Source organism: Caballeronia sp. LjRoot29, from assembly GCF_964252755.1.
Lineage (GTDB): Bacteria > Pseudomonadota > Gammaproteobacteria > Burkholderiales > Burkholderiaceae > Caballeronia.
In genome coordinates this window covers 50,397-76,429 of the sequence record NZ_CAXUPU020000004.1, presented here as the reverse complement: position 1 = coordinate 76,429, position 26,033 = coordinate 50,397, and the positions used below count along the sequence as shown (strand labels likewise).

The window sequence follows — 26,033 nt, the reverse complement described above, 5'->3', positions numbered from 1 at the left end:
CATCGCAGGGAGGAGGCGTGGCGTGGCGTGTTGGAGGGTGAAGGTTTTGCGGGCGTTAGTTCATGCGGATTCTAGATTTGGGAATGGTGAAATTTCGTGTTATTTTCTGCTTAACTGTATTAAATCATATAGATACGCTTGATCTCTAATCTAAAATATTTAATTTTGCAGTTTTCTATTTGGAATCAATTGTTTAGTGAGTTTTTATGCAGCTAAGGAAGAGCATGAATAAAATTTCTAGAAAACACTTTAAGAAGTGTTGCTGGTATGTTCGCATTTCTCTAGACGGATCAAGGGCTTGAATGATCTTTTTGAGAACATTTCCAGAGTGGCGGATCATTCTCATAATTTTGTTATTTTTCAATATGTTATGATGTTTTTTTGAACCGATACATCATCTAACGTGTGAGTGCAGAATCCGGTGCTGATCTCACCCTAAATACCTCGTGCAAGCAGACCTGAAACCACCTCATCACGCCAAGTCTGATCCCTCGACCGTGTAAAGTTTCGAACATCCATCCGCACCCATCCACGCTCCAGCCCGTAAGCCAATGAACGCGCCCGAACCGAAGTTGCAAGACGATCCTCACACCGGCCGCTACGCGCGCTCGACCGGCCAGGCCGCCGAGTGGTGGGAAGTGACCCTCTCCGAACGGCCGCAGATGTATCGGATCGCGCATGGATACGGCGACGGGCCGGCCAATATCGATACCGTCGTTGACCTGGAAAACCTCAAGTCGAAGCTGCAAAAGTGGCATCGGGAGGGGTTTTCTCGACCCAACGATCCCGCGCTCGCGCCGCTGCCCGCAGAAGGACGAACCAGCTTTCTGAAAGAACTTCGGCACGCCATGGGGCAAATGCCGCAAGCCAAGGATTTAAACGAAGCAACAACGGCTATCGGCACGGTAGATATGCCAATGGGCCAGCCCGGTCCGCTCGTGCCGCGCCTGAACCCTGCGTATCTCTTTCCCGAGCGATTCGGCGACATCCTTCAGGACATCGTGGAGAACCGGCGCGTGCTGCTGATCGGCCATACCGGCGCGGGGAAAACGAGCCTGATCGAGCAGGTCGCGGCCCGTACGCAACGCGGCGTGCTGCGGGCGAATATGAACGGCCAGACGACTATCGGCGATTTCGTCGGTTTCTGGACCGTGAAAGGCGGAGAAACGCTCTGGGTGGACGGTGTGCTGCCAACCGCCTTGCGCGAAGGCCTGTGGCTTGTAGTCGATGAAATCGATTTCGCCGAACCTTCGATCCTCGCCGTTCTCACCGCCGTGCTGGAACCCCACGGGCGTTTGCTGCTGAAGGAAAAAGGCAACGAACTGGTGGCGCCGCACCCGTCTTTCCGCCTGTTCGCCACCGCAAACGCGGTGGGCGCCATGAGCGTGTATCGGCATCTGTATCAGGGCGCCAACCTGATGAACGAGGCGTTTCTCGATCGCTGGCGCGTGTACCTGATGAATTACCTGTCGCCTGCGGAGGAGGCGGAAGTGTTGATGCGCACGCTGGGAGCGCGTTGCACGCGGCCGATGGCGCAAACGCTCGCCGCCATTGCCGCCGATTGCCGCGCGGCGTTCGCCCGCGAAGACCTGGCGAGCGCGTTTTCAACCCGGCGCCTGCTCGACTGGGCCGACCTGATGCTGCGTTCCGGCGACCCGGAACGCGCCGCCGGCCCGGCGATCTACGCCAAAGTCAGCGCCGAGGACGCCGCGCTGATCCGCAGCATCATCCGGCATCACATCGCGTTCGACGAATGAAATACGTGCTTATGCGCAACCCTGAACGTGCCTACCTCTAACCTGACCCGCCCGGACTCGATGCACGCCATGCTCGGCAAGATGGCGCGCGTGCTTACGGGCCGATACGGCGTGACGGTATCGTTCGACACAACCGGTCCGCGGGTGGAACGCGACCGGATCGTGCTGCCGGAGGCTGCCGGCGCGGTCGATCTGGACGCACTCACCGGCCAGCTCGACTTGCTGGTGGCACGTTCGAAGTACTCCACGCTCAGCGAAATCAACGCGCTCAATTCCGGCGTGACCCGGCAGATTGCGCAAGCGATTGAAGACCGGCGCGTCTGCGAGCGGCTGTTCATCGACTATCCGGGCGCACGCAGGTTTGTCGGGAAACTGCGCGAACAAACTGCGCGAAATACGCACGCGCGCTGGCCGACCTTGCCGTGGCGCGACAAGCTGATCTGGTTTATCGACCGCACGCTCTGGGACGAAGCGCCCGACGTGACCGAACAAACGCCGGCGCTCATCGCCACGCTGGGCGCCGTGAGCGAGCTGCTCCAGGCCACCCGTGCGAGCCGTTCGACTGCGGAAAGCGTGGCCGGCGCGCGGGCGCTCGTGGCACGGATCAGGTCGCTGGCAGCCGGCGATGTGAACACCATGATGTTTTCCGCCGATGCCGATGAGGCGCTGGACGCCGAGCAGGAAGCGGGCTCGGATGCACAGGACGCGGCATCGCAGGAAAGCTCTGACGCGGCATCGTCCTCCGATGCCGCGAGCCTAGCCCAGGCGCCATCGGACGCCAACGCGGAGGCCTCGGAAGCAAGCTCGCCGGCACCGCCAATGACCTTCGATATCGACATGATCGATGGCCGCCCTCGCCTGTCCATTCCGCTCACGACCGAATTCGACCTCATCACCGATCTCACGGGGCACGGAAACGCAACCGAATGGCGCAACTTGCGCGCACTCGCCCGTGCGGAAACTGCGCCGCTGACCGCGCGGCTTGAACGCGCGCTGAAAGCCGATGAACAGACGCATTGGAAACGCGAACAGGAGCGCGGGGAAATCGACCGGCCGGCGTTGGCGAAGCTGGTGGTGTCGCCGGGATATCGGACACCGTTTCGCGTCAAGCGCACGACCGAAGGACGCGACGCCGCCGTCACGCTGCTGATCGATCGCAGCGGCTCCATGGCCGGTGGAAAAATCGCGCTCGCCCGGCTCTGCGCCGCCGCGCTGTGCGACGCGTTGATGCAGCTATCGTTCAAGTGCGAAGTGCTAGGTTACAGCTCGGTTGAATCGCCGGAAATGCGGGCACTTTATGAGCAGAAGCTGGCCGAAGGCGTGGACGTGAACCGATTCAACCGGCGCGTAGAACGGCTCGATCTGCAGATCTACAAGCGCTTCGGCTCGAACAATCCGGCCGGCCTGAGTGCGATTGATTGCGGTCACGAGAATCCGGACGGCGAAGCGCTCGCGTGGGCCGCCGGGCGTTTGGCCGCGCAACGCGCCGGCCGGCGCATCCTGATGGTCCTGTCCGACGGTTATCCCGCTACGGGCGATGGCCATCCGGTCATCTTGCGGACCGATCTGCGGGCGCGCATCGACGAGATTACAAGCTTGGGAATCGAACTGATCGGTATCGGAATGCTCGACGACGCCGTAGAAAAGTTTTATGCGCATAACATTGTTGTGCGCAAACTTGATGAACTCCCCACGATGGCGTTCAATGTCCTGAGCCAACTCTTGCTCCGGCGCGGCAGCAGGCACTAACCCGCCATTTGTCCGCCCCACCTGTATCAAAAAAGCATCCCGCCCCAAAAAATTAATTCAATAGCTTGCTAACGAATTGTTGTCGAAATACAATGCGCGCCATGCCGCCTATCGATGTCCTTCGCCAATCCGTCAGCAGCGCGCTCGTCATCGCGGCGCGTCAGTGGCGGCGCACGAGCCAAAGCGTGATTGCAGCCTATAACGTCTCCGAAGCGTGCGCGACGCCGCTGCTGATCGCCGCGCGGCTCGACGAACCCGTGCGCCAAGTGGCGCTCGCCGAGCTGACGGGAATCGAAGGGCCGTCGCTGGTGCGCCTGCTCGACCAACTGTGCGCGGCCAACCTCGTGCGTCGCGACGAAGACCCCGACGACCGGCGCGCGAAAATCATATCGCTGACCGATGAAGGCCGGTCGGTCACCGCCAAGATCGAGAAAGAACTGATCGGATTGCGTGCGGACGTCCTGAACGATGTCAGCCGGGAAGACCTGGAGGCGACCCTGCGGGTATTCGCTGCGTTTAAACTTGGCGCATCCAGTCAAACGCAGCAGGCTCCAGCACACGCGTCACCAATAAACGCGTCACACCAAGGCCCTACCATCGGCCCCGACCGAACCGATACGGAAGAAGGCGTCTAGCGCACCATGACGTACCCCAGTTCACGCGAATGGATATTCTCGGTCAAGACCTTCGCCGCTTCCATGCTGGCGCTGTATATCGGCCTGAAGCTGGAGTTGCCGCGGCCTTACTGGGCGATGGCGACGGTGTATATCGTGTCGAATCCGTTCGTGGGGGCGACGCGTTCCAAGGCGCTGTATCGCGCGCTCGGCACCATGATCGGCGCATCGGCCGCCGTGCTGTTCGTGCCGCCCTTCGTCGAGTCGCCCTACTTGTTCAGCGCGGTCGTCGCGTTATGGACCGGCACGCTGCTGCTGCTCGCCATCTCCGACCGCACCGCGCGCAGCTATGTGTTCATGCTGGCTGCGTACACCATGCCGTTGATCGCGCTGCCCTCCGTCATGGCCCCGTCGGGCATCTTCGATCTCGCGGTGTCGCGGACCGAGGAGATCGTGCTCGGCATTGTGTGCGCCAGCGTGGTCGGCGGCGTGATCTTGCCGAGCCGCCTCGCGCCTACGCTCATAGAACGGACCGACGCGTGGTTCCGCGACGCCGCTTTCTATGCGAAAGAAACGCTTTCCGGGCGAACCAGCGGCACGGCGATCTCGGCATGCCGGCAACGCCTCGCGGTCACCGTCAACGCGCTTGAATTCCTGCTGAGCCAGCTTGCCTACGACCATACCCGGCCCGATGTACTGGCACGCACGCAGGCGCTGCGTGGCCGGATGCAGTTGCTGATGCCGATCATGTCGGCAATCAGCGACCCGCTGGCCGCGTTGTTCAACGGCCAGAACCCGCCGCCAGAGGGTCTTGCGTCACTTCTCGCCGATATCGTCACATGGTTCGATGAACCGCTGCCCTCACGCACCGGTGCGGCATCGGCCATCAACGCCAATAACGACCCCAAGGCCGACGCGTTGCGCAGCCGGATCGCGAGCCTGCAACCCAACGCGGACGCTCTGCAGACCTGGGAAGGCGCGCTGCTGTCGAACACCTTGTGGCGCCTGAAACAACTCGTCGATGTCTGGCAGGATTGCCGCGCGCTGCGGGTCATCATCGCGAACGAACAGGGCAGTTGGCGACCCCGTTACCGGCACTGGCGGCTCGGCGGTACGCAGCAGTACTTCGACCGCGGCATGCTGCTGTTTTCGGCGGGATCGGCCTCGCTGGCCATTTTTATCGCGTCGAGCCTCTGGATCTCGTCCGGGTGGAACGACGGCGCGGGCGCGGTCACGCTGGCCGCAGTGGCGTGCTGTTTCTTCGCTGCCCTCGATGAACCCGCGCCTCAGGTATTCGCGTTCTTTACCTACACATGCCTTGCCGTGGTGCTCGCGGGACTGTATCTCTTCGTGATCCTGCCGACCGTGCATGACTTCCCCATGCTCGTGATCATGTTCGCAGTCCCATTCATTTTGATCGGCACGCTGATCCCGCGGCCGCAGTTCAACCTGGCGACCATGCTGACCGCCGTGAACACCGCCACCTTCATCAGCATCCAGGGCACCTACGACGCGAACTTCCTGACCTTCATGAACAGCAATCTGGCGGGACCGGCGGGTTTGTTATTCGCGTTCGTCTGGACTCGCGTGACGCGGCCGTTCGGCGCTGAACTGGCGGCCGCGCGGCTGATCCGCTCGGGCTGGCGCGACGTGGCGCTGAGCGCATCGGCGCGGGCCATCGACGACCAGAAAAATCACACCGCGCGCATGATCGACCGTCTCATGCAAGTCATCCCGCGTCTCGCCGCCAGCGACGATCAGCGTCATCCGTCCATCGAAAGTTTTCGCGATCTGCGAATCGCATTCAACTCGCTCGATTTGCGGCGTTTGCGGCGACGCCTGCACGACGCCGACCTTGCTTCCATCGATCACGTGCTGGAAGGCGTGCGCGCCTATTTCCAGCAGTGCGTCGAGCGCGGCGCGCGTCAGCCGGTGCCGGCGAGCCTGGAGACAGCTATCGATACAGCGCTTGAGCGCATCACGCGGCGCGGCGGCGCGGTGCAGATAGAAGCGGCGGCCGAAGCAGCGCAGCCTGCCGGGACGCCCGCCCTCCCCGGACGCCAGATTCGCGATGCGTTGCATGCGCTCGTGGGCATGCGTTTGTCGTTGTTTCCGGAGATGTTCAAGCTCGCGCCCGCATCGCCCGCCCAACCGGGGCCTGCTGCATGACACGCCGCTCCTTCCACTCCTTTTTGCAAGACGCCGCGCGATGATCGGTGAAGTCGATATCTATGGCGTGTTCCTGCCCGCCGCGCTCGTACTGATGCTGGTGTCGTACCTGTTCTGCCTGGTCGTCACGCGGGTGTTTGCTCGCGTCGGCCTGTACCGTTTCGTCTGGCATCGCTCCATTTTCGACCTTGCGATCTACGTGATCGTGCTCGGCATCGTGGTCATTGTTTCGCATCGGCTATTACCGTGAAATTATCGTGAAAAAAGCCTGGTTCTCCGTTGGACAGATCCTCTTTACGCTCGTCGTCGTGGCGATCGCCGCATTCGTGTTGTGGCGGCTGGTCGATTACTACATGTTCGCGCCCTGGACGCGCGATGGCCACGTGCGCGCCGATGTCGTGCAAGTGGCGCCCGATGTGGGCGGCCTGATCGTGAAAGTGAACGTGGTCGATAACCAGCCGGTGAACGCAGGCCAGGTGCTGTTTGTCATCGATCAGGCGCGTTATGCGCTCACGCTGCGTCAGGCGCAGGCCACGGCCCTGCAGCGCCGCGCGACGCTCGATCAGGCGCGAAGGGAAGATGCCCGCAACCGCACGCTCGGCGACCTCGTCGCGCGCGAAGTGACCGAGGAAAGCCACTCGCGCGTGCAAACCGCGGAAGCGGCGCTGGCGGATGCTGATGTTGCTATCGATACCGCAAAACTCAACCTGCAGCGCACGACGATTGTGAGTCCCGTCGACGGTTATCTCAACGATCGCGCGCCGCGCACGGGCGAATACGTGACGGCGGGACGCTCGGTGCTGTCGGTGGTGGACCTGCATTCTTTCCGTGTCGATGGGTATTTCGAGGAGACCAAGCTCCACGGGATCGATATCGGGCAGCAGGTGGACATCAAGATCATGGGCGAGACGAAGATGCTGCACGGGCACGTGCAGAGCATCGTGGCGGGGATCGAGGATCGCGACCGGGTGCAGGGATCGAACCTGCTGCCGAACGTGAACCCGGCGTTCAGCTGGGTACGGCTGGCACAGAGGATTCCGGTGCGCATCGCGCTGGATGAAGTGCCGGCAGACTTTCGCATGATCGCGGGACGCACGGCGACGGTATCGGTGCGCGATATCACGCCGCTCGGCAAATCGAATAGGACGGGTGACGCGAGCGGCGTCGTTGCTGCCTCGGGTGCTTCAGGTACTGCGCCAGCGAGCGCCGCTGCCGCAGCTTCCACGCCGGCCGCTTCCGCACCGGCCGTATCCACGTTGGGTGCAAGTCAATGAAGCCGCCGCGCGCTCTCGTCCTGACGCCGTTCGTGCTCGCGCTTGCCGCGTGTTTTACGGTCGGTCCCGACTACTCGGTGCCGAAAGAAGCTGTTGTTAACGCGCCCTTCGCCAACGCCCCGCTCGACGGTGCCGATGGTCAGTCGACCGTGTCGACCGGGTCAGTGCCGGCGCACTGGTGGCGCCTCTACGACGACCCCGTCCTCGACGATCTGGTCCAGCAAGCCATGGCATCGAACACGGATTTGCGCGTTGCCGCGGCCAATCTCGGCCGCTCGCGCGCGGCTCTCGGCGTGGCGCAGGCGCAAGGCGGCTTCTCAGGCGGGGCATCCGCTGCGTTCAAACGCGCACAGGAATCGGCGGAACAATATTTGATCTTTGAAAAGATCCCGGTCGCGAATGAAGGCGATGTCGGCATCAACATTTCTTACGAACTCGATCTGTTCGGCACGCTTCGACGCGGCGTGGAAGCCGCGCGCGCCGACAGCGATGCGACGCAGGCCGCAGCCGACCTGGCGCGCATCACGGTGGTAGCCGACGTGGTGCGGGCTTACGTGCAGAATTGTTCCGCGGCGGAAGAGCTTCGCATCGCGCAGCGCTCGCTTGACTTGCAGCGCCAGCGCGTGTCGGTGTCGCGGCGCTTGCAGCAGGCAGGTCGCGGCAACGCACCCGATGTCACGAGCGGCCAGACGCAAGTGGAAACGCTTTCGGCGAACATTCCGGTCTTCACGGCACGCCGGCGGATCGCGCAATACCAGCTCGCGACGCTGCTCGCGCGTGCGCCCGCCGACTTACCCAAGGGCGTGTTTGCCTGCGACAAGACGCCGGTGATCGCGCAGCCGTTGCCTGTCGGCGACGGCGCTGCGTTGCTGCGACGGCGTCCCGACGTGCGCGAGGCGGAGCGAAAGCTCGCTGGATCGACAGCGCGGATTGGCGTAGCCACGGGCGCGTTGTTTCCGACGGTGAGCATTGGGGCATCGGCGGGATTAACGGGCGTGCTCGAGGATCTTGGCACGCAGCCGACCGCACGATGGGGCTTCGGACCGCTGATCAGCTGGAGCTTCCCGGCGAACGGACAGCGCGGCCGGATTCAGGAAGCGCAGTACGGCGCCGATGCCGCGCTGGCCCAGTTCGATGGCGTCGTGTTGAAAGCGCTGCGGGAAACGCAGTCGAGCCTCGCCACCTATGCCGCCGATTACACCCGCGCCGACGCATTGACCGCCGCGCAGAAATCCGCAGCCGAATCCGCGGACCAGACTCATCGTTTCTTTCTCGCCGGGCGGGAATCGTTTATCGCCGACCTGGATGCGACGCGCGTGCTGACCACGACGAATTCGCAGTTGGCTGCCGCACGAGGACAGGTCGCGCTCGATCAGGTCAACTTGTTCCTCGCACTGGGCGGCGGATGGGAGATGGACCCGAACTCGAACTCGAACCCGGACCCGGCCAAGGCCGCCACCGTGCCGGTGGCAGCAAGCGCTAGCACCACAAATCAGTGAGCTAGCGTTAAATCGGCGTTAGATCGGCATCCTGAATGATGATGCCGGCGAACCGCGCGACGCTGTCCGCGTTGGCGCATCCATCACGGCTCTGACAGCAGAACATCCCTCACACTTCCCTGCCCGCTCCCGGGCACGAACACGTCTGTCTGACAGAGCGCGTAAGCTAGGCCCACCACTACCCTTGGAATCGCTTCCCCGCGGCACGCAGGTTGCTCGGATGAACTACCGGCGCGCATGCCCATACCAGGGAAACATGCTCCATGCACTTCGATACCCCGGGCCTATGAAAACGTTCCATTGCAATCATTGCAATCAACTGGTGTTCTTCGAGAATTTTCGCTGCGAACGCTGCGAATCGCTACTTGGTTTTATCCCCGAAATAGCTGAAATCAGTGCTTTCGAAGACGCAGGCGACGGTCTTTGGCGCAGCCGGCACCCTGAACACCGGGACACGCTGTACAAACGCTGTCATAACTACGAAGTCGAGAAAGTCTGCAACTGGATGGTCCCGGCCGAATCCACCGACCCGCTGTGTCACGCCTGCCGCCTGACCCACACCATTCCCAACCTGGGCGTGCCGAACCGCCGCTATTACTGGTTCAGGCTGGAAGCGGCCAAACGCCGCCTGCTCTACACGCTGGGTGCACTGGGACTGCGCGTGGAATCACGCCAGGACAATCCGAAAAACGGCCTGCAGTTCAAATTCCTGGAAGATAAACGCGGCAAAAGAGTGCTGACAGGTCACGATCGAGGGCTGATCACCATGAATATCGCGGAAGCCGATGACGCCCAGCGCGAGCGCGTCCGCCTTGCGATGGGCGAACCGTATCGCACGTTGCTCGGGCATTTCCGGCACGAGATTGGTCACTACTATTTCGATCGTCTCGTCGCCAATACTCCGTGGATCACGGATTTTCGTGAGCTATTCGGCGATGAGCGCGCGAGTTATCGTGAAGCGCTGACCAGGCATTACAAGGAGGGAGCGCCGCCAAACTGGGGCAAATCGTTTGTGAGTGCCTACGCGACCACGCATCCGTGGGAGGATTGGGCGGAAACCTGGGCGCATTACCTGCATATCGTGGATACCGTCGATACCGCCATGGCCTGCGGCGTCGCGCTGATGCCGGGGAACTCGCTGGACCCTACGCTGGCGGTCGAGGTGCCGCCCGGTGAAGCCACGTTCGATCATCTGATGAAACAGTGGTTTCCGCTCACCTACGCGTTAAACAGCCTGAATCGCAGTCTCGGCATGCCGGACGCCTATCCGTTTGCGCTCGCGCCGCCCGTCGTCGAGAAACTGCGCTTCGTGGATCGCGTGATCGCCGCCGCGGGGCACGTCCAGCCATTGCCGGACGTAGCCGTCGCAGCGGTTATCAAGCCGTCGGCAAGCCGCAAAAAGAGTAAATTAAGCCACTGACCCCGGTGCGCTTTTCAATGTTGCGGCGGTGGTTGCATCGGGGAGAGCCGGACTCGCGCCATGCAGCGAGACCTTCGATGTCTCCGACAACATCAATCCACCAATCAATCCCATCACCGAGATCACGATCAGATACAACGCAGGCGACATGTTGTTGCCCGTTGTCGTGATCAGCCACGTGGCGACGAGCGGCGCCGTGCCGCCAAACACCGTATAGGCCAGGTTGTAAGTAATGGCTGAAGCCGTATAGCGTGTGCGGGTTGGGAAGACCTCCGACAACAAAGGCGCCGTCACCACGTTCGCCAGCGCCGCGCCAATCGCCAGCATGCCCACGCCAAGCACCGACGGCAAAAAGTGCCCCGATCCCGCGAGCGAGAACGACGGGTAAACCGTCGCGATCAGGATGACGCATGCTGTCAACACAGTCTTCCGGCGCCCGACCCAGTCCGAATAGAGCCCCGCCAGCGGACACAGCGCCGCCGCGAAAAACAGCGCTATCACCGTGATCAGCAGCGACGTCGCGCGATTCAACCCGCCCGCCACTTGCAAATAGGTCGCGAAATACGTGGTGAACATATAGAACGACAACGCCGTCACCGAGATGAAAGCACCCAGTTTCAGGATGCCGCCCGCTTGCGTGCGCAGCGTGTCACGCAGCGGCGCATGCGCCACGTCATGCTCGCCTTCAAGTGCGCGAAAAGCGGGGGTTTCGCTGAGATTCATCCGCAAATACAGCCCGATCAGGCCAATCGGCGCTGCGGCCAGGAACGGCACGCGCCAGCCCCATGTGCTCATGGCATCGGCGGAAAGCGACGCGTCGAGTGCGTAGGCAACGATCGCAGCCACGGCGAAGGACGAGAACGTCGACACCGGCACGAAGCTGCCGTAACGCGCCCGCTTATGCTGCGGCGCGTGTTCCATCACGTAGGCGCACGCGCCCGCATATTCACCCCCGGCGGAGAAACCTTGCACGCAGCGGATGACCGTCAACAGGAACGGCGCGATTGCGCCGATGGCGGCATACGTCGGCAGAAATCCGATCAGGGTGGTCGCTCCGGCCATCATCAGGATCGTCAAGGCAAGCGTGCGCTTGCGGCCAATGCGGTCACCAATCACGCCGAACACAATGCCGCCCAGCGGCCGGAACGCAAACGCCACGGCGAAGACGGCGAAGGTCTTGAGCAATCCAATAGCCGGGTCCCCGCTCGGAAAAAACTCCTTCGTGAGGATGGTCGCGAGAAAACCATACGCGGCAAAGTCGAACCATTCGACGAAATTGCCGATGGATGCCGCGAGGATCACCTTACGCAGCGTATTAAGGTCGACTTCAGGGGGCGGCGCTTCCAACGTTCTCGACATTCGATGACTCCCGGATAAGGTTTTTAGCGAACCGGCACACCGGATACGCGTTGGATCAATCCCTCCGAGTAGATGCGACCATAAACCCTGCTCCTAGAACGATCACGTCATGGTGATAGGACCGAAGCGACATCGGTTCTGCCGGCTGCACGCACAGCCGGCGTGAACACACGCTCCTGACGAAGCGGAAAGCTCTCCGTCATTCGCAAAATCTGCGTACAGCGGGCCGGCGCACGTCATCGTTACCGGTTCCTCGAACGGGCCGCCGCAGGAACGCGCACTGCTGAAACCATCGTTATCCGCCGTCGGCGGCCCTAAGGAATAACCACCCAAGGAGTAACGATGAAAGCACTCGTATACGAAGGACCGCGGAAGGTGACAGTGAAGGAAATGCCGGACGCGAAAATTCAACGACCGACGGATGTACTCGTCAAGATCACCACCACGAACATCTGCGGCTCGGACCTGCATATGTTCGAAGGCCGGACCAATATGGAAACGAACCGCATCTTCGGTCACGAGAATCTGGGCGTGGTCGTTGAAGTCGGCGCAGGGGTCGAGCGCATCAAAAAGGGCGATCGCGTTTGTCTTCCGTTCAACATCGGCTGCGGATTTTGCAAGAACTGCGAGAAGGGCCTGACGGGTTTCTGCCTGACGGCCAATCCGGGCATGGCAGGCGCGGCGTACGGTTTCGCCGGCATGGGACCGTATGAAGGCGGACAAGCCGAATACCTGCGCGTACCGTTTGGCGACTTCAATTGCCTGCTGCTGCCGCCCGATGCCGAGGAGAAGGAAAACGACTACGTGATGCTGTCCGACATCTTTCCGACCGGGTATCACGCGACCGTGCTGGCCGGCGTGGAACCGGGCGATAGCGTCGTCATCTACGGCGCGGGACCAGTCGGGTTGATGGCCGCGATGTCCGCAGGCATCAAAGGCGCGAGCAAGGTGATGGTCGTCGATTCCCACCCGGACCGGCTCAGGCTCGCGGAGAAAATCGGCGCGATCCCCATTGACGACAGCGATGGTTCAGCGGTCGACCAAGTCCTGGAAATGACCGGCGGCGAAGGCGCGGACCGGGGCTGCGAATGCGTCGGTTATCAATGCAGTTGCAAGGGCCATGAAGTGCCGAACCTGACGATGAACAACCTCGTCAAGTCAGTGCGCGCGACGGGCGGTATCGGCGTGGTCGGCGTGTTCGTGGCCGAAGATCCGAAGTCCGAAGACAAGCTGATGCAGAAGGGTCAGCTTGCATTCGACTTCGGCACGATGTGGATGAAGGGCCAGCACATCGCGACGGGACAGGCCAATGTGAAGGCCTATAACCGCAAGCTGCGTGACCTGATTGCGGCGGACAAGGCGAAACCATCGGTGATTATTTCGCACGAATTGCCGCTTGAGAAAGCGCCCGAAGGTTACGAACACTTCGACGCGCGTGACGACGGCTGGACCAAGGTGGTGCTCAAGCCGGCAGCTTGAGTTCGTGAAGTGCGTACATGCCGGTTGAAGCAGAAGCGCCGGGAACTTGAATACCGGCGCTTTTTTGACTGCTTACGGCCTGCAAAAAATCACTTCTTCCCATGCGTGCCGGCATATTTGAACGTCCCTTGCGCGCTTGCAATCAGGAGCTTGTCATCGACCCATGCTTCCCCGCGCGAGAAAAAAATGCTGCGTCCCTGGCGTTCGATAAACCCTTTTGCCGTGACGCTCTCGCCCAACCCTGTATCGAGATAATTGACCGTCAGCGAAAGCGTGAAACCATGAATGGCCGGTTGATCCTGCTCGGCATAGAGACCTGCATAACCGCATGCGGCATCGAGCAAGGTTGCCACCGCGCCGCCTTGCAACACACCTTGCCGGTTCAGATTACGCGCTTGAATGGGCATGCGGAACTCGGCGTAACCGCTCCTCCACGCAACGAGGCGTGCATCGAGGAATTCGAGAAACGGATTGTCGAGAACGAAGTCGGACATCGAAGAAAGCTCCTGCCGGAAATGGTGGGATTAACCCAGACTGTGCCATGACGAAACGATTGGCGTGCAATGCCGCCCGCGTGAGCCTTTCCAATTTGGAAACGGTCGTGGAAAATCCAGCGATTTTCAGGCTATCGATGCAGGTTCATCATGTCTGTATAACGCGTCACCATCCGACATGAGGAGCTCTATGAAACGCCTGTATATCCAGGAAGTCGCGACCCGAGACGGCTTTCAGAATGAAAAACAATTCGTCGATACCGACGCGAAGATTGCCCTGGTCAACGCCTTAAGTGCGTGCGGATTCGCGAAGATCGAAGTGACGTCGTTTACATCGCCGAAAGCTATTCCCGCGTTGCGCGACGCCGAAGCCGTGATGCATGGCATCGCGCGGCGCGACGGCGTGGTCTACACGGTGCTCGTACCCAATGTGCGCGGAGCGGAACGCGCGTTGTCATGCGGTGTCGATGAAGTCAATCTCGTGATGTCGGTGAGCGAGACCCACAATCGCGCGAACCTGCGCATGAGCCGCGACCAGTCATTCGCGCAATTAAGCGATGTGATTGGAGTGGTCAAGGCAACGCCAGTCGCCATCAATGTATCGTTGTCCACATCGATGGGATGCCCCATGGAAGGCGACATCGCGGTGGAAGAAGTGCTGCGCTGGACTGAACGTTTCGCTCGACTCGGCGTGCGTGGCGTGACGCTCTGCGATACCACCGGCATGGCGTTCCCCTCCCAGGTGAAGGCACTTTGCGAGCGCGTGCGCGCGGCGTTCCCCGCACTCGAACTCACGCTGCATTTCCACAATACGCGGGGCATGGCGCTGGCCAACACGCTGGCGGCACTCGAAGCAGGCATCGATCGTTTCGATGCATCGCTTGGCGGCATTGGCGGATGTCCCTACGCGCCGGGTGCAAGCGGCAACGTGTGTACGGAGGAGCTAGTCCATATGCTGCAACTGGACGGCTACGACACCGGCGTCGACCTCGCCGCAACGCTCCGCGCCGCCGAGTTGCTGCCGCGCCTGATCGGTCACGACGTGCCGAGCCAGATCCTCAAGGCCGGCCGCCGGCTCGACCTGCACGACGCGCCGCCAACAGACGTAGGCGGCGCCCCCGCACAACACGTATTTGCCAAGGAAGGAGCCTGATATGACCATCATCGATCACCTGGATCACCTTGTCTTGACTTGCATCGACGAAGCGGCTACGCGCCATTTCTACACCGAAGTCCTGCAGATGAAGCTCGAAACGTTCGGCGCGGGAAGGACTGCGTTCAAGTTCGGCAACCAGAAGATCAACGTGCATGTGCGCGGCAAGGAGTTCGAACCGAAGGCGCATGTGCCGGTGCCGGGCGCGCTGGACCTGTGCTTCATTGCAGCCGTGCCGCTGGATGATGTGATTGCGCACCTTAAGCAGTGCGAGTGGCCGATCCTGGAAGGGCCGGTCGAGCGTACCGGCGCCACGCAGAGGATTCGCTCGGTCTACGTCCGCGATCCCGACCTGAACCTGATCGAGATTTCCGAGTTGATTTGAGGGACGGTGGCGTACCTCACTCCGGCAGCCGAATCCCCGACAAGCGCTCACACGCCTCGATTAGCCGGTCCTGCAAATCCGAATCGCGGGCGGCGGCGCTCGGCTCACGCCGTTTCATATGGAAGAAATATTCGCCGGTCACGCTTGCGGCTGGTTCATCGCTGACGGCAAGCCATGCTTGCGTTCGCGGCGCGGCTTTAAGGTCATCGGGTGCACCCGAGCCGCCCATTTTGGTCGGCACCCAACCGGGATGCACGGCATTGGACAACACGCCGGGCCAGCGGCGGGCCACGCCGAACGCGAGCAGGATATCGTGCAATTTCGAATCGGAATAAGCGCTTGCCCCCTGCCAGGACCGCTGCTGCCAAAGCAGATCGTCGAGACTGGAATCGCCGCTTTCATGCAGGCCGGAGCTGAGATAAACCAGGCGCTGAGGCCTATCTATCAACGCGGTCAGGATGTAGGGCGCGAGCGTGTTGATGGCGAAGACGTGCGGCAGACCGTCAACCGTCTCGATGCGCCGCGGCTCGCGATACCCTACCGCAGCGTTATGAATCACGGCATCGAAATGACCTAGCCGGTTAACGTCCTGGGCCACCCGCATAGTCTCTTCGATACTCGATAAATCACCGGAGATGGCGGCTTCTGCGCCTTTTACGGCTTGCATTGCTTCATGCGCGCGTTCGGCGTGCCGGGCATGCAAGACCACTTGATGCCCTTGCGCCACGAGCAGACGGGCGGCCATTTGACCGAGCCCATCGGCAGACCCTGTGATGAAAATGCGTAACATGTCGGTACCTTTTAAAAGATCAGACAAATACGCTCTGGAAGAATATTGATCCGGAAAACATGAAAGCGAGCGTAACGTGAGAGCTTGGCCTTAGCGAGCGCACGGCGGTCATGACGCCAATGACATGCAGTCATGGCGGATAGGCACTTGGGATTTGTAAAAAACGATGTTTGCTTCAGGCGCGTGGTCAGCTAAAGTAATCGGTCACGCCCTTTTTCGAGTGAGCGAATCATGGACGTTCCCGAACATATTGCCGACATGGGCGCGACCAAACCGTCGCGGCTCTTCTCCTCGTCCGCGCGCGATGCGGGCTTGAGCCTCGTCCGCAATCTTTCGATACCGAAGCCCTTCCCCGAAGCCGCTTTCGAAGCCCAGTTCCTCGAAGACCATTGCCGCCGTTTCTGCGCCTTTCGCCGTGCATCGGCGCTTCTCGCGTTAAGCGTATGGGTCTGCTTCCTCTGGTATGACTTCAATTTCGGCCGCGAAAGCGCCGTGCTTGCCCCGGTCTTCATGCAGATCATGGCGTTGCGACTGGCCGGCATTGTGTTGCTCGTGTTCGTCGGCAGCCTGACCTTGAGGGCGTCGTTCGCGACGCATGCCACGTCCCAGCGCGTGATCCTCACCGGCGTCTACGGCTGCAACCTGATCCTGCTCCTGCTGGTGGCCCTGAGCCCGGGACCATTCAATTACACGTGGTATTTCGTTGGTCTCTACCTCGTATTTTTCTTCCAGTTCGGCTTCTTTTACCTGAAGTCCAGCGTGGCGCTGACCGCCGCCGTGGTCACGTTTTCAGCGATCATCATCCTGCAATTCACGATCAGGATTCTCTCGCCCGAAGACTTCTACATGGGCCTGTTCTATCTCTTCAATGTGGTCGTGATCGGCCACGGCGTGTGCGTGCATGCGGAGCGGGTATCGCGTGAACGCTTCGCGGCAGAGCGTGCACTCGGTGTGCTCAATAACGAGCTTCTCACCGCAAACGTTCAACTGGAAAGAAAGAACCTGGACCTGCTGGCATCGAGGAAAGATCAGGACACCAAGACGAATGCACTGCTCGCGCTCAAGGAGCAGCAGATGCTGGCCGCGGAAACCGCCAGCCGGGAAAAGTCGAACTTCCTTGCCGCCGCCACGCACGATTTGCGGCAGCCCATGCACGCGCTCAATCTCTTCCTGCAAGCTGCCGCCGAAGCGCTGCATCACGACGATGTCACCGAAGCCGCGCGGCTGATCGATGAATCCGGCCGGTCGTCCGTGATCCTCGCGCGCTTCTTGAACGCCGTGCTCGATCTGTCGCGGCTCGAGTCGGGCCGGGTCGTGCCGCGCTATCACGTCTTCGACCTCAAGATCGCCGTGCTGGAAGCGGCCGAGCAATTGCGCCCGCTCGCGGCCATGCACGGCGTCGAGCTGCGGCTGCGGATGCCCGAGGCGCCCGTGTACGTGCGCAGTGACGCGCATTGGCTTGGGCGGGCCATCGTGAACCTGGTGTCGAACGGCATTCGTTACGCCGATGCCAGCAAGAAAGCCGAGCCCGTGGTCATCGTGGGCGTCGTGCGTTCGGCCACGCGAACGCGCATTGATGTGGTGGACAACGGCATTGGCATTGCATCGGAACATTGGGACTCGATTTTCCAGCCGTTCTTCCAGGTGGGCAACGCCGAGCAGGACAACGACCGGGGACTCGGCCTCGGCCTGTCGATCGTGAACGCCGTGGTGTCCATCCTGGAGGAGCATCGGATCGAGTTGAAATCGACGGAAGGACGCGGTTCACGCTTCTCGCTTGAAATGCCCATTTGCGGCTCGCCTCTGGGCGAAACCGCGCCGCGTTCGCGAGGCGAGGCCGCCGATTTGCAAACCGTGCCGCTCGATGGACTCTATGTGCTGCTGGTTGAAGACGACAGCCTCGTGCGGGCATCGACGGAAGCGTTGCTCGTGCAATGGGGCATCCTGTTCGACTCGTCGAGCAGCTTTGAGGAATTTGAGGAAACGCTGAATACCATCGAACGTTATCCGGATCTCATCATCACGGATTTCCGTTTGCGCGATTCGAAGACGGCGCGCGAAGTCGCCATGCTGGGGGCCGCGAAACTTGGGCGGCGTTGCCCATGCCTGGTCGTGACCGGAGAGCCGTCTGCGACTATCGTGCCGCTCGCCTGCGATCACGACGTGCTGAGCAAGCCCGTCAGTCCGGCGGAGTTGCGCCGGCAGATTGCGTCGCTGATATCGAGGCGTTCGGTGGAGGAAGCTGCAAGCGCTTGCTGAGGAGAAAAACCGACCGGCTGGAGGACAAGCGGTCGTTAACTTCGTCGGAACATCTCACCGGCAAAAGGCAATTTCAAAAGACTTCAGCGCCAACCGCCGGGCCGAAGCAAACCTCAGCATGCAGGTTGAATGGCGGAATGCCAGCCAGCAGGTGATTGAGGTCGTACGCGGGGAAACCCGCAGGCATCGTGCCGATGCGCCCGGCGTCCTCACCGGTCGTAAGCGGCGCTGCCGCCAGTTTTTTTATCTTTTCACGCAGGTGGGGTTCCGGTATTGCCTCGGTCTTGCCACTGCGGCAAGACCGAGGCGGCATTTTGGAGGCACAAATACCGGCAAATCCCTTCCGCGCTTATTTTTATAAACCTCTCAGGTCCAGCTTCCCTACCGTGCTGCACCCGCGGTCGCCGGGTTGCCCATCGGCATCTCGATCCCGCGCCGCGCCATTTCCACGATCAGGAACGTTCGCCGGGTCACGTGAAACCGGGCGAGCAGATCGCTTGAATACTCCTTGGCGGTGTTTTCGCTGATATTCATTTTTCTCGCGATCGCCTTGTTCGACAAACCCTGCAGCAAGTAGCGCAGCGTCTCGGTCAGGCGCGGCGGCAAATTCAGCGACTCCACCGTCACGCCGGAATGTGTCGCCACCGGCTTGGGGCTGTGACCGCCCTTTCCCAGCACGCTGTTGGGCAAATACACGCGGCCGCTCAGAATCGTCTTGAGGGCCTCGCGGAACACGCCCGCCCCTTGCTCACTCGCCTTCGAAATAAAGCCGCATGCGCCGCTCCTGATGCATTCCAGCACCGTATCGCGGTCGTCTTGTGCGGACAACATGATGGTCTGTACCTCGCGCTCCTGCTCCCCGATCCAGTTCAGCAGATCGAGTCCCGTGGAATTGCCCCGTAATTGATAGTCGAGGAAAACGAGATCGTACGAGCGCGCGGACAGCTTCTCCGTGGCCTGTTCGAAGCCGTCGGCCTCATCGATATCGAGCAACGGTTCGTTGGCCAGGATCAGGCTTTTCATGGCGCTTCTCGTAAGCCCCTCATCCTCGACCAGCAGCACCGTTTTGAAATTACCGTTTTCCATTGCTATTCCCGTAAATCACACCCTGATGGTAACGGCATGACGGGGTCTCGCCACCCCCCTTTCGCAGGGATACGAAGGGGGGTTCGCGGCCCCCCCGAAAAGTTCGCGCCCGTCCCCTCCTCGACCGGGTGTTGCGGAAAACGTTAAATCGCGACACTAGCTCATCGATTCCGCAGCACTCCCAACGCCGGACCCGCAGTTGCCGTTTCTGGATGTCATTTGTTCAGCGACGGCTCCGGCGCCCCGTCAAGTCACATAAAACCAGGAGGAGGACACCATGAGCAATCGTTCAGGCACGGATGACGAGAGACACTTTGCAGTGTGGAGCGACAAGCAGGCACGCATGCCGATCGGCGCGCCGCGGGTACTGATCGCCCATCAGGACAAACTGATCGGGGAGTCACTGGCCGCGCTGCTGCGGCTGACCGGGCTGCAGGTCATGCATACCCAGAGCCTCAAAACGGCACGTTCGCTGCTGCAGAACTGGAAACCCCAGGCATTGATACTCGATACGCGGCTCGACAGCGAATCCGGTTATGCCTTCATTAGCGCGCTGCGCCCCGACGCCGACATCACCGGCCGCCTGCTGGTCGCAATCAGCAATGTCTGGCCGGCTGATCCGGTCGAAACCCTGAAAGACGCAGGCTTCGACGCCCATTGCCGGCGCCCCTGCGCTACCTGGCGCCTGGCAGAGATGCTCGCCACCTATTTCTCGATACCGAAGCGGTGCCGATATTGAGACCGTGCGGAATTCAAGCCGAAACAGCGCCGATGCCGACGTCGACGCCATTCATGCCGAACTACACCGGTCTCACCCGGACGAAATTCAAGCAAGCGAAATGACGATCAACACCGCGCCGCCGACTGCTACCACGTCTTCTATCAGCGCCGCCGGTAAATCGCGCCTGATTGCCCGAGCCAGCGCACCGCGGGCGCTCGCGCCGCCCAGGGTGCCAATAATTGCTCCGATCAGCCCCGCCACCGCGCCGCCAATCATCGAGCCCGCCGCCGCACCCAGCGCGGCTCCGCTCACCGCACCGGTCACGAGCCGCGCGCCGAATTGCATGGGCACCTTGCGGCTGGGGGTTTTCGGAAGTTGATCGGTAATCAGCTCGCCAATGGCGAGCACGGTCAGGATATAAGGCGTGATAGTCGCGCCGAGGAACGCGAGCGGCGTGTGCTGGACGGGCAACCAGCCAAGATGCGCAGCCCAGCTTGCAGCGGCGGGCGCTGTCATCGCGCGGAGTCCGGCGACAACGCCTATCAACAGGGCAAGTAGATATAAGGACATCGACGGCTCCGGTGCTTGAACGATTTGGGATGTGCGCGATGCAGGGGTGCACGCGCCCGCCCGACAGGAATACCGCAGATTCGCAGCATTAGAAAGCGATCAAAATCGTTCGATGCAGCGAGATGTTCGTGGGAAAGTTCGTGGGAAAGTTCGACAACAGCGCGAAGAGACCAGCCTTAAAATAATTATCTGGATAACGAAGCATAGTTTGATTAACAACATCGCCGGCACTAGAAACGCAAAAAGCGGCGCGACTGCAGTCGCGCTGCTTTACTCACCTGCCGGACGCTGCAGCGGTGACTCAGAACGTGCTCCAACCCTCCTCGGCGGCAGCCGACGTTTTAAGCGATGCACCCAGCGCAGTGGGCGAACGTTTGACGGCTCGCTTGGCAACCGGCAAGGCCGCAGCGCGGACCGCAGGCTTAGCTGTCGGCGCAATCGCAGGACGTGATGCAACCGCCGTGCCTTCCATCTGGAAGAACGCCACGGCCTGCGTCAACTGCCGTCCTTGATCCTGCAGCGACTGGGATGCCGCCGCCGCTTCTTCCACCAGCGCGGCGTTCTGCTGCGTGACTTCGTCCATTTGCGTGATGGCCTGGTTCACCTGTTCTATGCCTCGACCCTGCTCGATCGACGCTGCCGCAATCTCCTCCATGATGTCAGTCACTCGCGCGACGGCCTGGGTCACCTCCGACATCGTCTCACCGGCTTGGCCAGCAAGCGCCGATCCGTTCTGGACCTGCAGCACCGAGTTCGCAATCAGGTCCTTGATCTCTTTCGCCGCGCTTGAAGACCGTTGCGCGAGACTGCGCACTTCGCTCGCGACCACCGCAAAACCACGGCCTTGTTCTCCGGCCCGTGCCGCTTCAACCGCCGCGTTCAACGCCAGGATATTGGTCTGGAACGCGATCCCTTCAATGATCCCGGTAATCTCCGCAATCTTCGCCGAGCTTTCGCTGATGCCATGCATGGTATCGACCACTTGCCCGACCACCTTGCTGCCACGCTGGGCGACATCCGAAGCGCTGGTCGCCAGTGCACTGGCTTGCTGCGCGTTTTCGGTGTTCTGCTTGACCGTTGATGTCAGCTCTTCCATGCTCGCTGCGGTTTCCTCCAGCGACGCGGCCTGTTGCTCCGTGCGCTGGCTGAGGTCGGTGTTCCCCGTCGCGATCTCCGACGATGCACTCGCAATGCTGCCGCTGCTCTCCCGCACGCGGCTCACCGTTTCGATCAGCCGCGCGTTCATGTCGGCGAGCGCGCCGAGCAACTGGCCAGTCTCGTCGTTCTGCGTGACCACAATACGGCTGCGAAGATCGCCGCGCGCCACCGTGCCGGCGACATCGACAGCGCGCCGGATCGGCACCGTGATTGAGCGCGTGATGAACACGCCCGCTGCCAATGCCATGGCGATCGCGGCCACGCACATGGCGATCAGCAGGTTGCGCTGCACTTGATATTGATCTTCAGCGTCGCGCACCAGTTGCTCCTGGCGGTTGCGCGTGAAATCGGCGTAGGCGTCCGTCGCTTTCACGAGCGCGGCCAGGAGCGGGCGGCATTCGTCATCCATCTTGACGATAGCCTCGTCGTGCTTGCCGGCCAGCGCGAGCCCCACGATGTCGTTGGCGACCGGTCCGTACAGCGTCTCCACCCGATTGATTTCACCCACCAGACTGCGTGCGGCATCACTGCTGCCGGGTCCGCTCGCAACCATGGTGTTCAGCAGTTTCAGCCTCGCTTGCACGTCTTCCGACGCACGCGTGACATCGGCCTTCTCGATTTCCAGGTCCGTCGATTTCGTCACCAGCACAAGATTGCGAGCCGCAATGGCACGGCGGTCCACTGCTGTGCGAACCTGCGCTGCCATGTCTGCTCGCGCGCCAGGACCGTGGACGTAGTTAGAAAAACCGTCGGTGGAACTGCTCAGCGCCTGCAGCGACATCGCCGATACAACGAGCACAATGGTTGAGAGCACGCCGAATCCAGCAATAAGTTTGCTCTTGATGGTCATGTGTTTGAGGTTCACGTGGTGACTCCTGCCCCGAACGGGCTCTTGACGGCTAAATAGCCGCTGCCGTTCTTGACCCCCAAGCGCCGGCAGCGGTATGAATCCGGCGCGGGAAAATCGATCTGTGTGTCCGCGCGCCGTGCCTGTCGCAAAGCGTTTATTGACGGCGAGGCTCTCACCCCTCGAACGCGCTAGCTTTTCTGATGCTCCGTCACACATTTGTCGACCCAGGCAACCGCTTTAACGACCGCGCAGCGAGGTTGCTTGAGGGTAAAGATGCAAAGATTCTACAAGTATTTTTAGCCGGGTTTTATAGGCTGATGCAGGACAAGCGCAATAGCACCTGCAGGGCGCAAATCGCTCGATCGATAGGCTTGAAACTAAAACAGCGCACCTGGGCGGTGCGCCGACGGGACAGACGCTGTTGTTGCGTGTGCCAAGGAACGATAAGAGCAAGCCGACTGGATCGGACTTGCGATTTCAAGCTTCAAACAACAGGTTTGAATCAACGAATGTCTGGAGCGTGCTTTTGACAGCAAGCCGTTTCAACGGGACCAAGGAATGATTAACCGCGCACCACGGCAAATGCACCCGGACCCGCCGCAACTATCAGCCGCGGGTATCGACCCATTCGCGCGCCCACTTGCGCGAGTGACCGATTGCTTGGGCCTCGTTCTTGAAATAGTCGAGAACATGGAATTGATAGCGGTTGCCCTTCTCGGTGCCACTATGGCGCTCGAGCAAAAGGTTCGACGCAAATGATCCATCCGGCAAACGATGCGCAGAGGGAACGACTTTGTAGCCGTTGTACAAATAAATATTAGAATTATGCATTAGTGATACACACGAACAAACGCGTGTCCGACATACATTGATTGTCAGGACGCGGTGATAACAGGCACGAGGCCTTAAAAATTCGCAGAGGAAGCAGCAGAAAAAACAGCAGACAGCAGCCGAATTCACAAGCGCGCTAACGAACAAATAACGTTCGATTTAGATCGCGACATGTGGCAGCGAGTTGCAGGAGATTGCAGAGGGACTAAAGCAGACTAACTAAAGCGGACTAAAGTGGAAGTGCAAACAGATGCAAGCAAAGGCAGACAGGTGCAATGCTGGTGGTGGCGCAGCCGTTCAATGAATATAACAAGAGCGACTGCCGCGACCGGGAACCGAAGCTCCGCGAAAACATTTACTACTCGCGTAAAATGGCGTGAGCCAATTTACGCGATATTTCAATTACACCACCAATTACAGCGGGGTAATGTTCGAAGCTTGCAGACCCTTCGGGCCTTGCTTGGTTTCGAAGCTAACCTTTTGGTTTTCGGCGAGCGTCTTGAAGCCGTCGCTACGAATTTCCGAAAAGTGGGCGAAGAGGTCGTCGCCGCCTGCGTCAGGCGTAATGAAGCCGAAGCCCTTGCTGTCGTTGAACCACTTAACGATACCGGTATCCATATTAAATCCTTGAAAATATAAAGATGATGCAACCCCGTATTGAGGCGAGAGAAGCTTCAAGGAAGTGAGAGGACAACAAATACCGCGGAGATAACGAGGCAGAATGATGAACAGCAATCGAGCTTCTTGAATACTTCGACTTACAGATTACGTGGCGCGGGACACTGTGTCAAGCTATTTCGGACCCCGCTTAGTCACACAATGAAACGTTCACAACTCTATTGCCATAATTTGCGTCAGGTTTTGCGCTAGGCACCGGCTCAGTCTGCAAGCCGCGCAGGCTCCGCAGTACGGCCCGGTATCACTCAGGCACCGCGATATCACCATCCACCAGGCTTGCGCCATATTGCTCGGCGTAATCGCGTGCGCCTTGTGCGTCCGGGAACAGCGGCATGTCCGCGCAGCCGACAAACGGATAGATCACGCGCTTGTCGCTGATTCGCGTCACCCGTAGCGTGGGCATGGTTCCGCCCGTTGCGCGCCTTGACGAGGCCGCCACGTTGTAATTGGCCCATCCGGCCGGCTTGTCGGCCGTTCGGATATCGAGCGAGGAGGTCATGGGCGGGTGATCGAGCGAATAACTCATAGATCGGCAATCGATTCGCCCGCGACGTTGCCGTCAATCAGACTTTCTGCATAACGTGTGGACGCCAGCCGTGCTTCACCCGACCCGCTGAACGGACCGGTGCCCGGCACCCGATATACGCGGCTGGTGGTCGTGCTGTCGTCAACGCCGCGCCGCGAAATCTTCACGGCTGCGTCGAATCCCGAGTCGTAATGGCGGGAACCGTCCGCGCCGCGCGGCTTGTGCGGGTAGATCAGCGGCATTATTTCGAGGCCGCGGTAGCTTCTTACAGTGTCGTTCATGATGTTTCTTCGGTTATTGCACGACGCCCCGAGGTCTTGTCGCGCATGGCTGCTGCATACTACTTTTGACTGCGAGCGTTGCCGCTCATGTCGCGTTGTCCGCCCCGCCTGGCTGTAACGGTGCAGCCGGCACCGCCGCGGATGGCTGGAACCGCCGGACCGAGCGCGAAAACCGCCCGCTTCGTGCGTTATACAGTGCACCGGCCTGAACCTTGCCGTCGATGATGTCTCGACCGTATTGCATGGCCAATTCGATGGCGTCGTCGGCACTGGCCGGCTCCGTACCTTTGAGCGCCGGTGAATAGCGTTTTGACGTTGCGCTGTCTGACGGTACAGCGTCTATCTGGACAATGGCGGAAAAACGCTTGGGACCTTTTGCAAACGGATCGCCATGCGGCGGGAAAATCTGCTGCGAATAAGCGCGCAATGCATAGCCGCGATATTCGATGGTATGGATGGTCATAACGCACTCGCTGGACACACTGCGCTGACCGTCGTGAAAATCTGCTAAAGACCGATATGCAAACCGACGGTCATCGGCATCGGAACGATTAAGAATGCCCCGAATCGTTGTTTGAGGCAAGGCAAATCGGCATTTGCCCGGCATTGAAAGGATGGCGGAGGTGCTTGACCAGCGGAGGTGTCGCGACGATTTTTAAAGCAATAGTTGAAGTGCGTCGGTCGCTTTTTCCGGCATTTGGGCAAAATCCGGCCTAGACGGTAGTTTTAGCCAAATCCAGATCTGAATAACGGATCGAGGTGGATTTACATTGTCAAAACATATGACGAAACAGACGCTCGGGGCAACTTTCCCGGCGCGCTAATCCGCTGAATAAAAGCGGCCAGGATTATTTGTCGAGGGCTTGTTGACTTACTTATATTGGCCCATTGCAACAAACCTTGTCCATATTTGACAACGTATCGGATCGCA

The 26,033-nt window shown here is 60.4% G+C and carries 25 protein-coding genes; 13 read left to right on the top strand and 12 right to left on the bottom strand.

What is annotated here, in order from left to right; all coding sequences use genetic code 11:
* Window positions 1-551: 551 nt before the first annotated feature.
* The 8 genes from ACSQ83_RS06135 (at window position 552) to ACSQ83_RS06100 (ending at window position 10,482) form a co-directional block, all read left to right on the top strand.
* Window positions 552-1,757, top strand: coding sequence for an AAA family ATPase (locus ACSQ83_RS06135; RefSeq protein ID WP_436227531.1), 1,206 nt, complete (start codon window positions 552-554; stop codon window positions 1,755-1,757).
* A gap of 27 nt (window positions 1,758-1,784) precedes the next feature.
* Complete coding sequence (locus ACSQ83_RS06130) at window positions 1,785-3,506, top strand: cobaltochelatase CobT-related protein (RefSeq protein ID WP_436227530.1); 1,722 nt, start codon at window positions 1,785-1,787, stop codon at window positions 3,504-3,506.
* Window positions 3,507-3,607: 101 nt separating this feature from the next.
* A complete protein-coding gene (locus tag ACSQ83_RS06125) occupies window positions 3,608-4,141 on the top strand; it encodes a MarR family winged helix-turn-helix transcriptional regulator (RefSeq protein WP_414966737.1) in 534 nt (177 codons plus the stop codon).
* Window positions 4,142-4,147: 6 nt separating this feature from the next.
* Complete coding sequence (locus tag ACSQ83_RS06120) at window positions 4,148-6,289, top strand: FUSC family protein (RefSeq protein ID WP_436227529.1); 2,142 nt, start codon at window positions 4,148-4,150, stop codon at window positions 6,287-6,289.
* A 40-nt stretch (window positions 6,290-6,329) separates the two neighbouring features.
* Window positions 6,330-6,539 carry a DUF1656 domain-containing protein gene (locus tag ACSQ83_RS06115; protein ID WP_414952860.1) on the top strand — a complete coding sequence of 70 codons (210 nt, stop codon included), beginning with the start codon at window positions 6,330-6,332 and terminating at the stop codon, window positions 6,537-6,539.
* A 7-nt stretch (window positions 6,540-6,546) separates the two neighbouring features.
* On the top strand, window positions 6,547-7,563 hold the full coding sequence (locus ACSQ83_RS06110) for an efflux RND transporter periplasmic adaptor subunit (RefSeq protein WP_436227528.1): 1,017 nt from the start codon (window positions 6,547-6,549) through the stop codon (window positions 7,561-7,563).
* Complete coding sequence (locus ACSQ83_RS06105) at window positions 7,560-9,062, top strand: efflux transporter outer membrane subunit (RefSeq protein ID WP_414966708.1); 1,503 nt, start codon at window positions 7,560-7,562, stop codon at window positions 9,060-9,062. Before ACSQ83_RS06110 ends, ACSQ83_RS06105 begins: the two co-directional genes overlap by 4 nt.
* A gap of 286 nt (window positions 9,063-9,348) precedes the next feature.
* Window positions 9,349-10,482 (top strand): zinc-binding metallopeptidase family protein, encoded by a 1,134-nt coding sequence (locus tag ACSQ83_RS06100; protein ID WP_436227527.1) that lies wholly within the window; start codon window positions 9,349-9,351, stop codon window positions 10,480-10,482.
* Here the strand turns inward: ACSQ83_RS06100 and ACSQ83_RS06095 are convergent.
* Entirely contained in the window at window positions 10,471-11,841 is a 1,371-nt protein-coding gene (locus ACSQ83_RS06095; protein WP_436227526.1) for an MFS transporter, read from the bottom strand. The genes ACSQ83_RS06100 and ACSQ83_RS06095 overlap by 12 nt on opposite strands.
* 342 nt (window positions 11,842-12,183) lie before the next feature.
* Between ACSQ83_RS06095 and ACSQ83_RS06090 the strand changes: the two genes are divergently transcribed.
* Window positions 12,184-13,320, top strand: a complete 1,137-nt coding sequence (locus ACSQ83_RS06090) for a glutathione-independent formaldehyde dehydrogenase (protein WP_414952855.1) — start codon at window positions 12,184-12,186, stop codon at window positions 13,318-13,320.
* 89 nt (window positions 13,321-13,409) lie between these two features.
* On the opposite strand, the gene ACSQ83_RS06085 is transcribed toward ACSQ83_RS06090, so the two are convergent.
* Entirely contained in the window at window positions 13,410-13,814 is a 405-nt protein-coding gene (locus tag ACSQ83_RS06085; RefSeq protein ID WP_414952854.1) for a PaaI family thioesterase, read from the bottom strand.
* Window positions 13,815-14,004: 190 nt separating this feature from the next.
* Between ACSQ83_RS06085 and ACSQ83_RS06080 the strand changes: the two genes are divergently transcribed.
* Together ACSQ83_RS06080 and ACSQ83_RS06075 are read left to right on the top strand one after the other, a co-directional pair.
* A complete protein-coding gene (locus ACSQ83_RS06080) occupies window positions 14,005-14,967 on the top strand; it encodes a hydroxymethylglutaryl-CoA lyase (protein ID WP_436227525.1) in 963 nt (320 codons plus the stop codon).
* Between the two features lies 1 nt (window position 14,968).
* Complete coding sequence (locus ACSQ83_RS06075) at window positions 14,969-15,352, top strand: VOC family protein (RefSeq protein WP_436227524.1); 384 nt, start codon at window positions 14,969-14,971, stop codon at window positions 15,350-15,352.
* A 16-nt stretch (window positions 15,353-15,368) separates the two neighbouring features.
* Here ACSQ83_RS06075 and ACSQ83_RS06070 read toward each other — a convergent pair whose 3' ends face one another.
* Window positions 15,369-16,142 carry an SDR family NAD(P)-dependent oxidoreductase gene (locus ACSQ83_RS06070; protein ID WP_436227523.1) on the bottom strand — a complete coding sequence of 258 codons (774 nt, stop codon included), beginning with the start codon at window positions 16,140-16,142 and terminating at the stop codon, window positions 15,369-15,371.
* Between the two features lie 231 nt (window positions 16,143-16,373).
* Here ACSQ83_RS06070 and ACSQ83_RS06065 point away from each other — a divergent pair, with 231 nt between their 5' ends.
* Window positions 16,374-18,401: an ATP-binding response regulator gene (locus ACSQ83_RS06065; protein ID WP_414952850.1), complete on the top strand. Its 2,028-nt coding sequence runs from the start codon at window positions 16,374-16,376 to the stop codon at window positions 18,399-18,401.
* Between the two features lie 73 nt (window positions 18,402-18,474).
* Here the strand turns inward: ACSQ83_RS06065 and ACSQ83_RS06060 are convergent, their stop codons facing one another.
* Window positions 18,475-18,714, bottom strand: coding sequence for a hypothetical protein (locus tag ACSQ83_RS06060; RefSeq protein ID WP_436227522.1), 240 nt, complete (start codon window positions 18,712-18,714; stop codon window positions 18,475-18,477).
* A gap of 68 nt (window positions 18,715-18,782) precedes the next feature.
* Window positions 18,783-19,487 (bottom strand): response regulator, encoded by a 705-nt coding sequence (locus ACSQ83_RS06055; protein ID WP_414952848.1) that lies wholly within the window; start codon window positions 19,485-19,487, stop codon window positions 18,783-18,785.
* A 277-nt stretch (window positions 19,488-19,764) separates the two neighbouring features.
* Between ACSQ83_RS06055 and ACSQ83_RS06050 the strand changes: the two genes are divergently transcribed.
* The gene (locus tag ACSQ83_RS06050; protein ID WP_414952847.1) at window positions 19,765-20,226 is read left to right on the top strand and encodes a response regulator; all 462 of its coding nucleotides are present in this window, start codon (window positions 19,765-19,767) and stop codon (window positions 20,224-20,226) included.
* 87 nt (window positions 20,227-20,313) lie between these two features.
* On the opposite strand, the gene ACSQ83_RS06045 is transcribed toward ACSQ83_RS06050, so the two are convergent.
* The 7 genes from ACSQ83_RS06045 to ACSQ83_RS06015 form a co-directional block, all read right to left on the bottom strand.
* Window positions 20,314-20,778 (bottom strand): DUF4126 domain-containing protein, encoded by a 465-nt coding sequence (locus ACSQ83_RS06045; RefSeq protein ID WP_414952846.1) that lies wholly within the window; start codon window positions 20,776-20,778, stop codon window positions 20,314-20,316.
* Window positions 20,779-21,079: 301 nt separating this feature from the next.
* A complete protein-coding gene (locus ACSQ83_RS06040) occupies window positions 21,080-22,786 on the bottom strand; it encodes a methyl-accepting chemotaxis protein (RefSeq protein WP_414952929.1) in 1,707 nt (568 codons plus the stop codon).
* 606 nt (window positions 22,787-23,392) lie between these two features.
* Window positions 23,393-23,617 (bottom strand): hypothetical protein, encoded by a 225-nt coding sequence (locus tag ACSQ83_RS06035; RefSeq protein WP_414952845.1) that lies wholly within the window; start codon window positions 23,615-23,617, stop codon window positions 23,393-23,395.
* A gap of 414 nt (window positions 23,618-24,031) precedes the next feature.
* Window positions 24,032-24,235 carry a cold-shock protein gene (locus ACSQ83_RS06030; protein WP_031362000.1) on the bottom strand — a complete coding sequence of 68 codons (204 nt, stop codon included), beginning with the start codon at window positions 24,233-24,235 and terminating at the stop codon, window positions 24,032-24,034.
* A 301-nt stretch (window positions 24,236-24,536) separates the two neighbouring features.
* Window positions 24,537-24,821, bottom strand: a complete 285-nt coding sequence (locus ACSQ83_RS06025; protein ID WP_436227521.1) for a DUF6723 family protein — start codon at window positions 24,819-24,821, stop codon at window positions 24,537-24,539.
* Entirely contained in the window at window positions 24,818-25,102 is a 285-nt protein-coding gene (locus tag ACSQ83_RS06020; RefSeq protein ID WP_414952843.1) for a hypothetical protein, read from the bottom strand. Before ACSQ83_RS06020 ends, ACSQ83_RS06025 begins: the two co-directional genes overlap by 4 nt.
* Window positions 25,103-25,187: 85 nt before the next feature.
* Window positions 25,188-25,565, bottom strand: a complete 378-nt coding sequence (locus ACSQ83_RS06015; RefSeq protein WP_436227520.1) for a hypothetical protein — start codon at window positions 25,563-25,565, stop codon at window positions 25,188-25,190.
* Window positions 25,566-26,033: the final 468 nt, after the last annotated feature.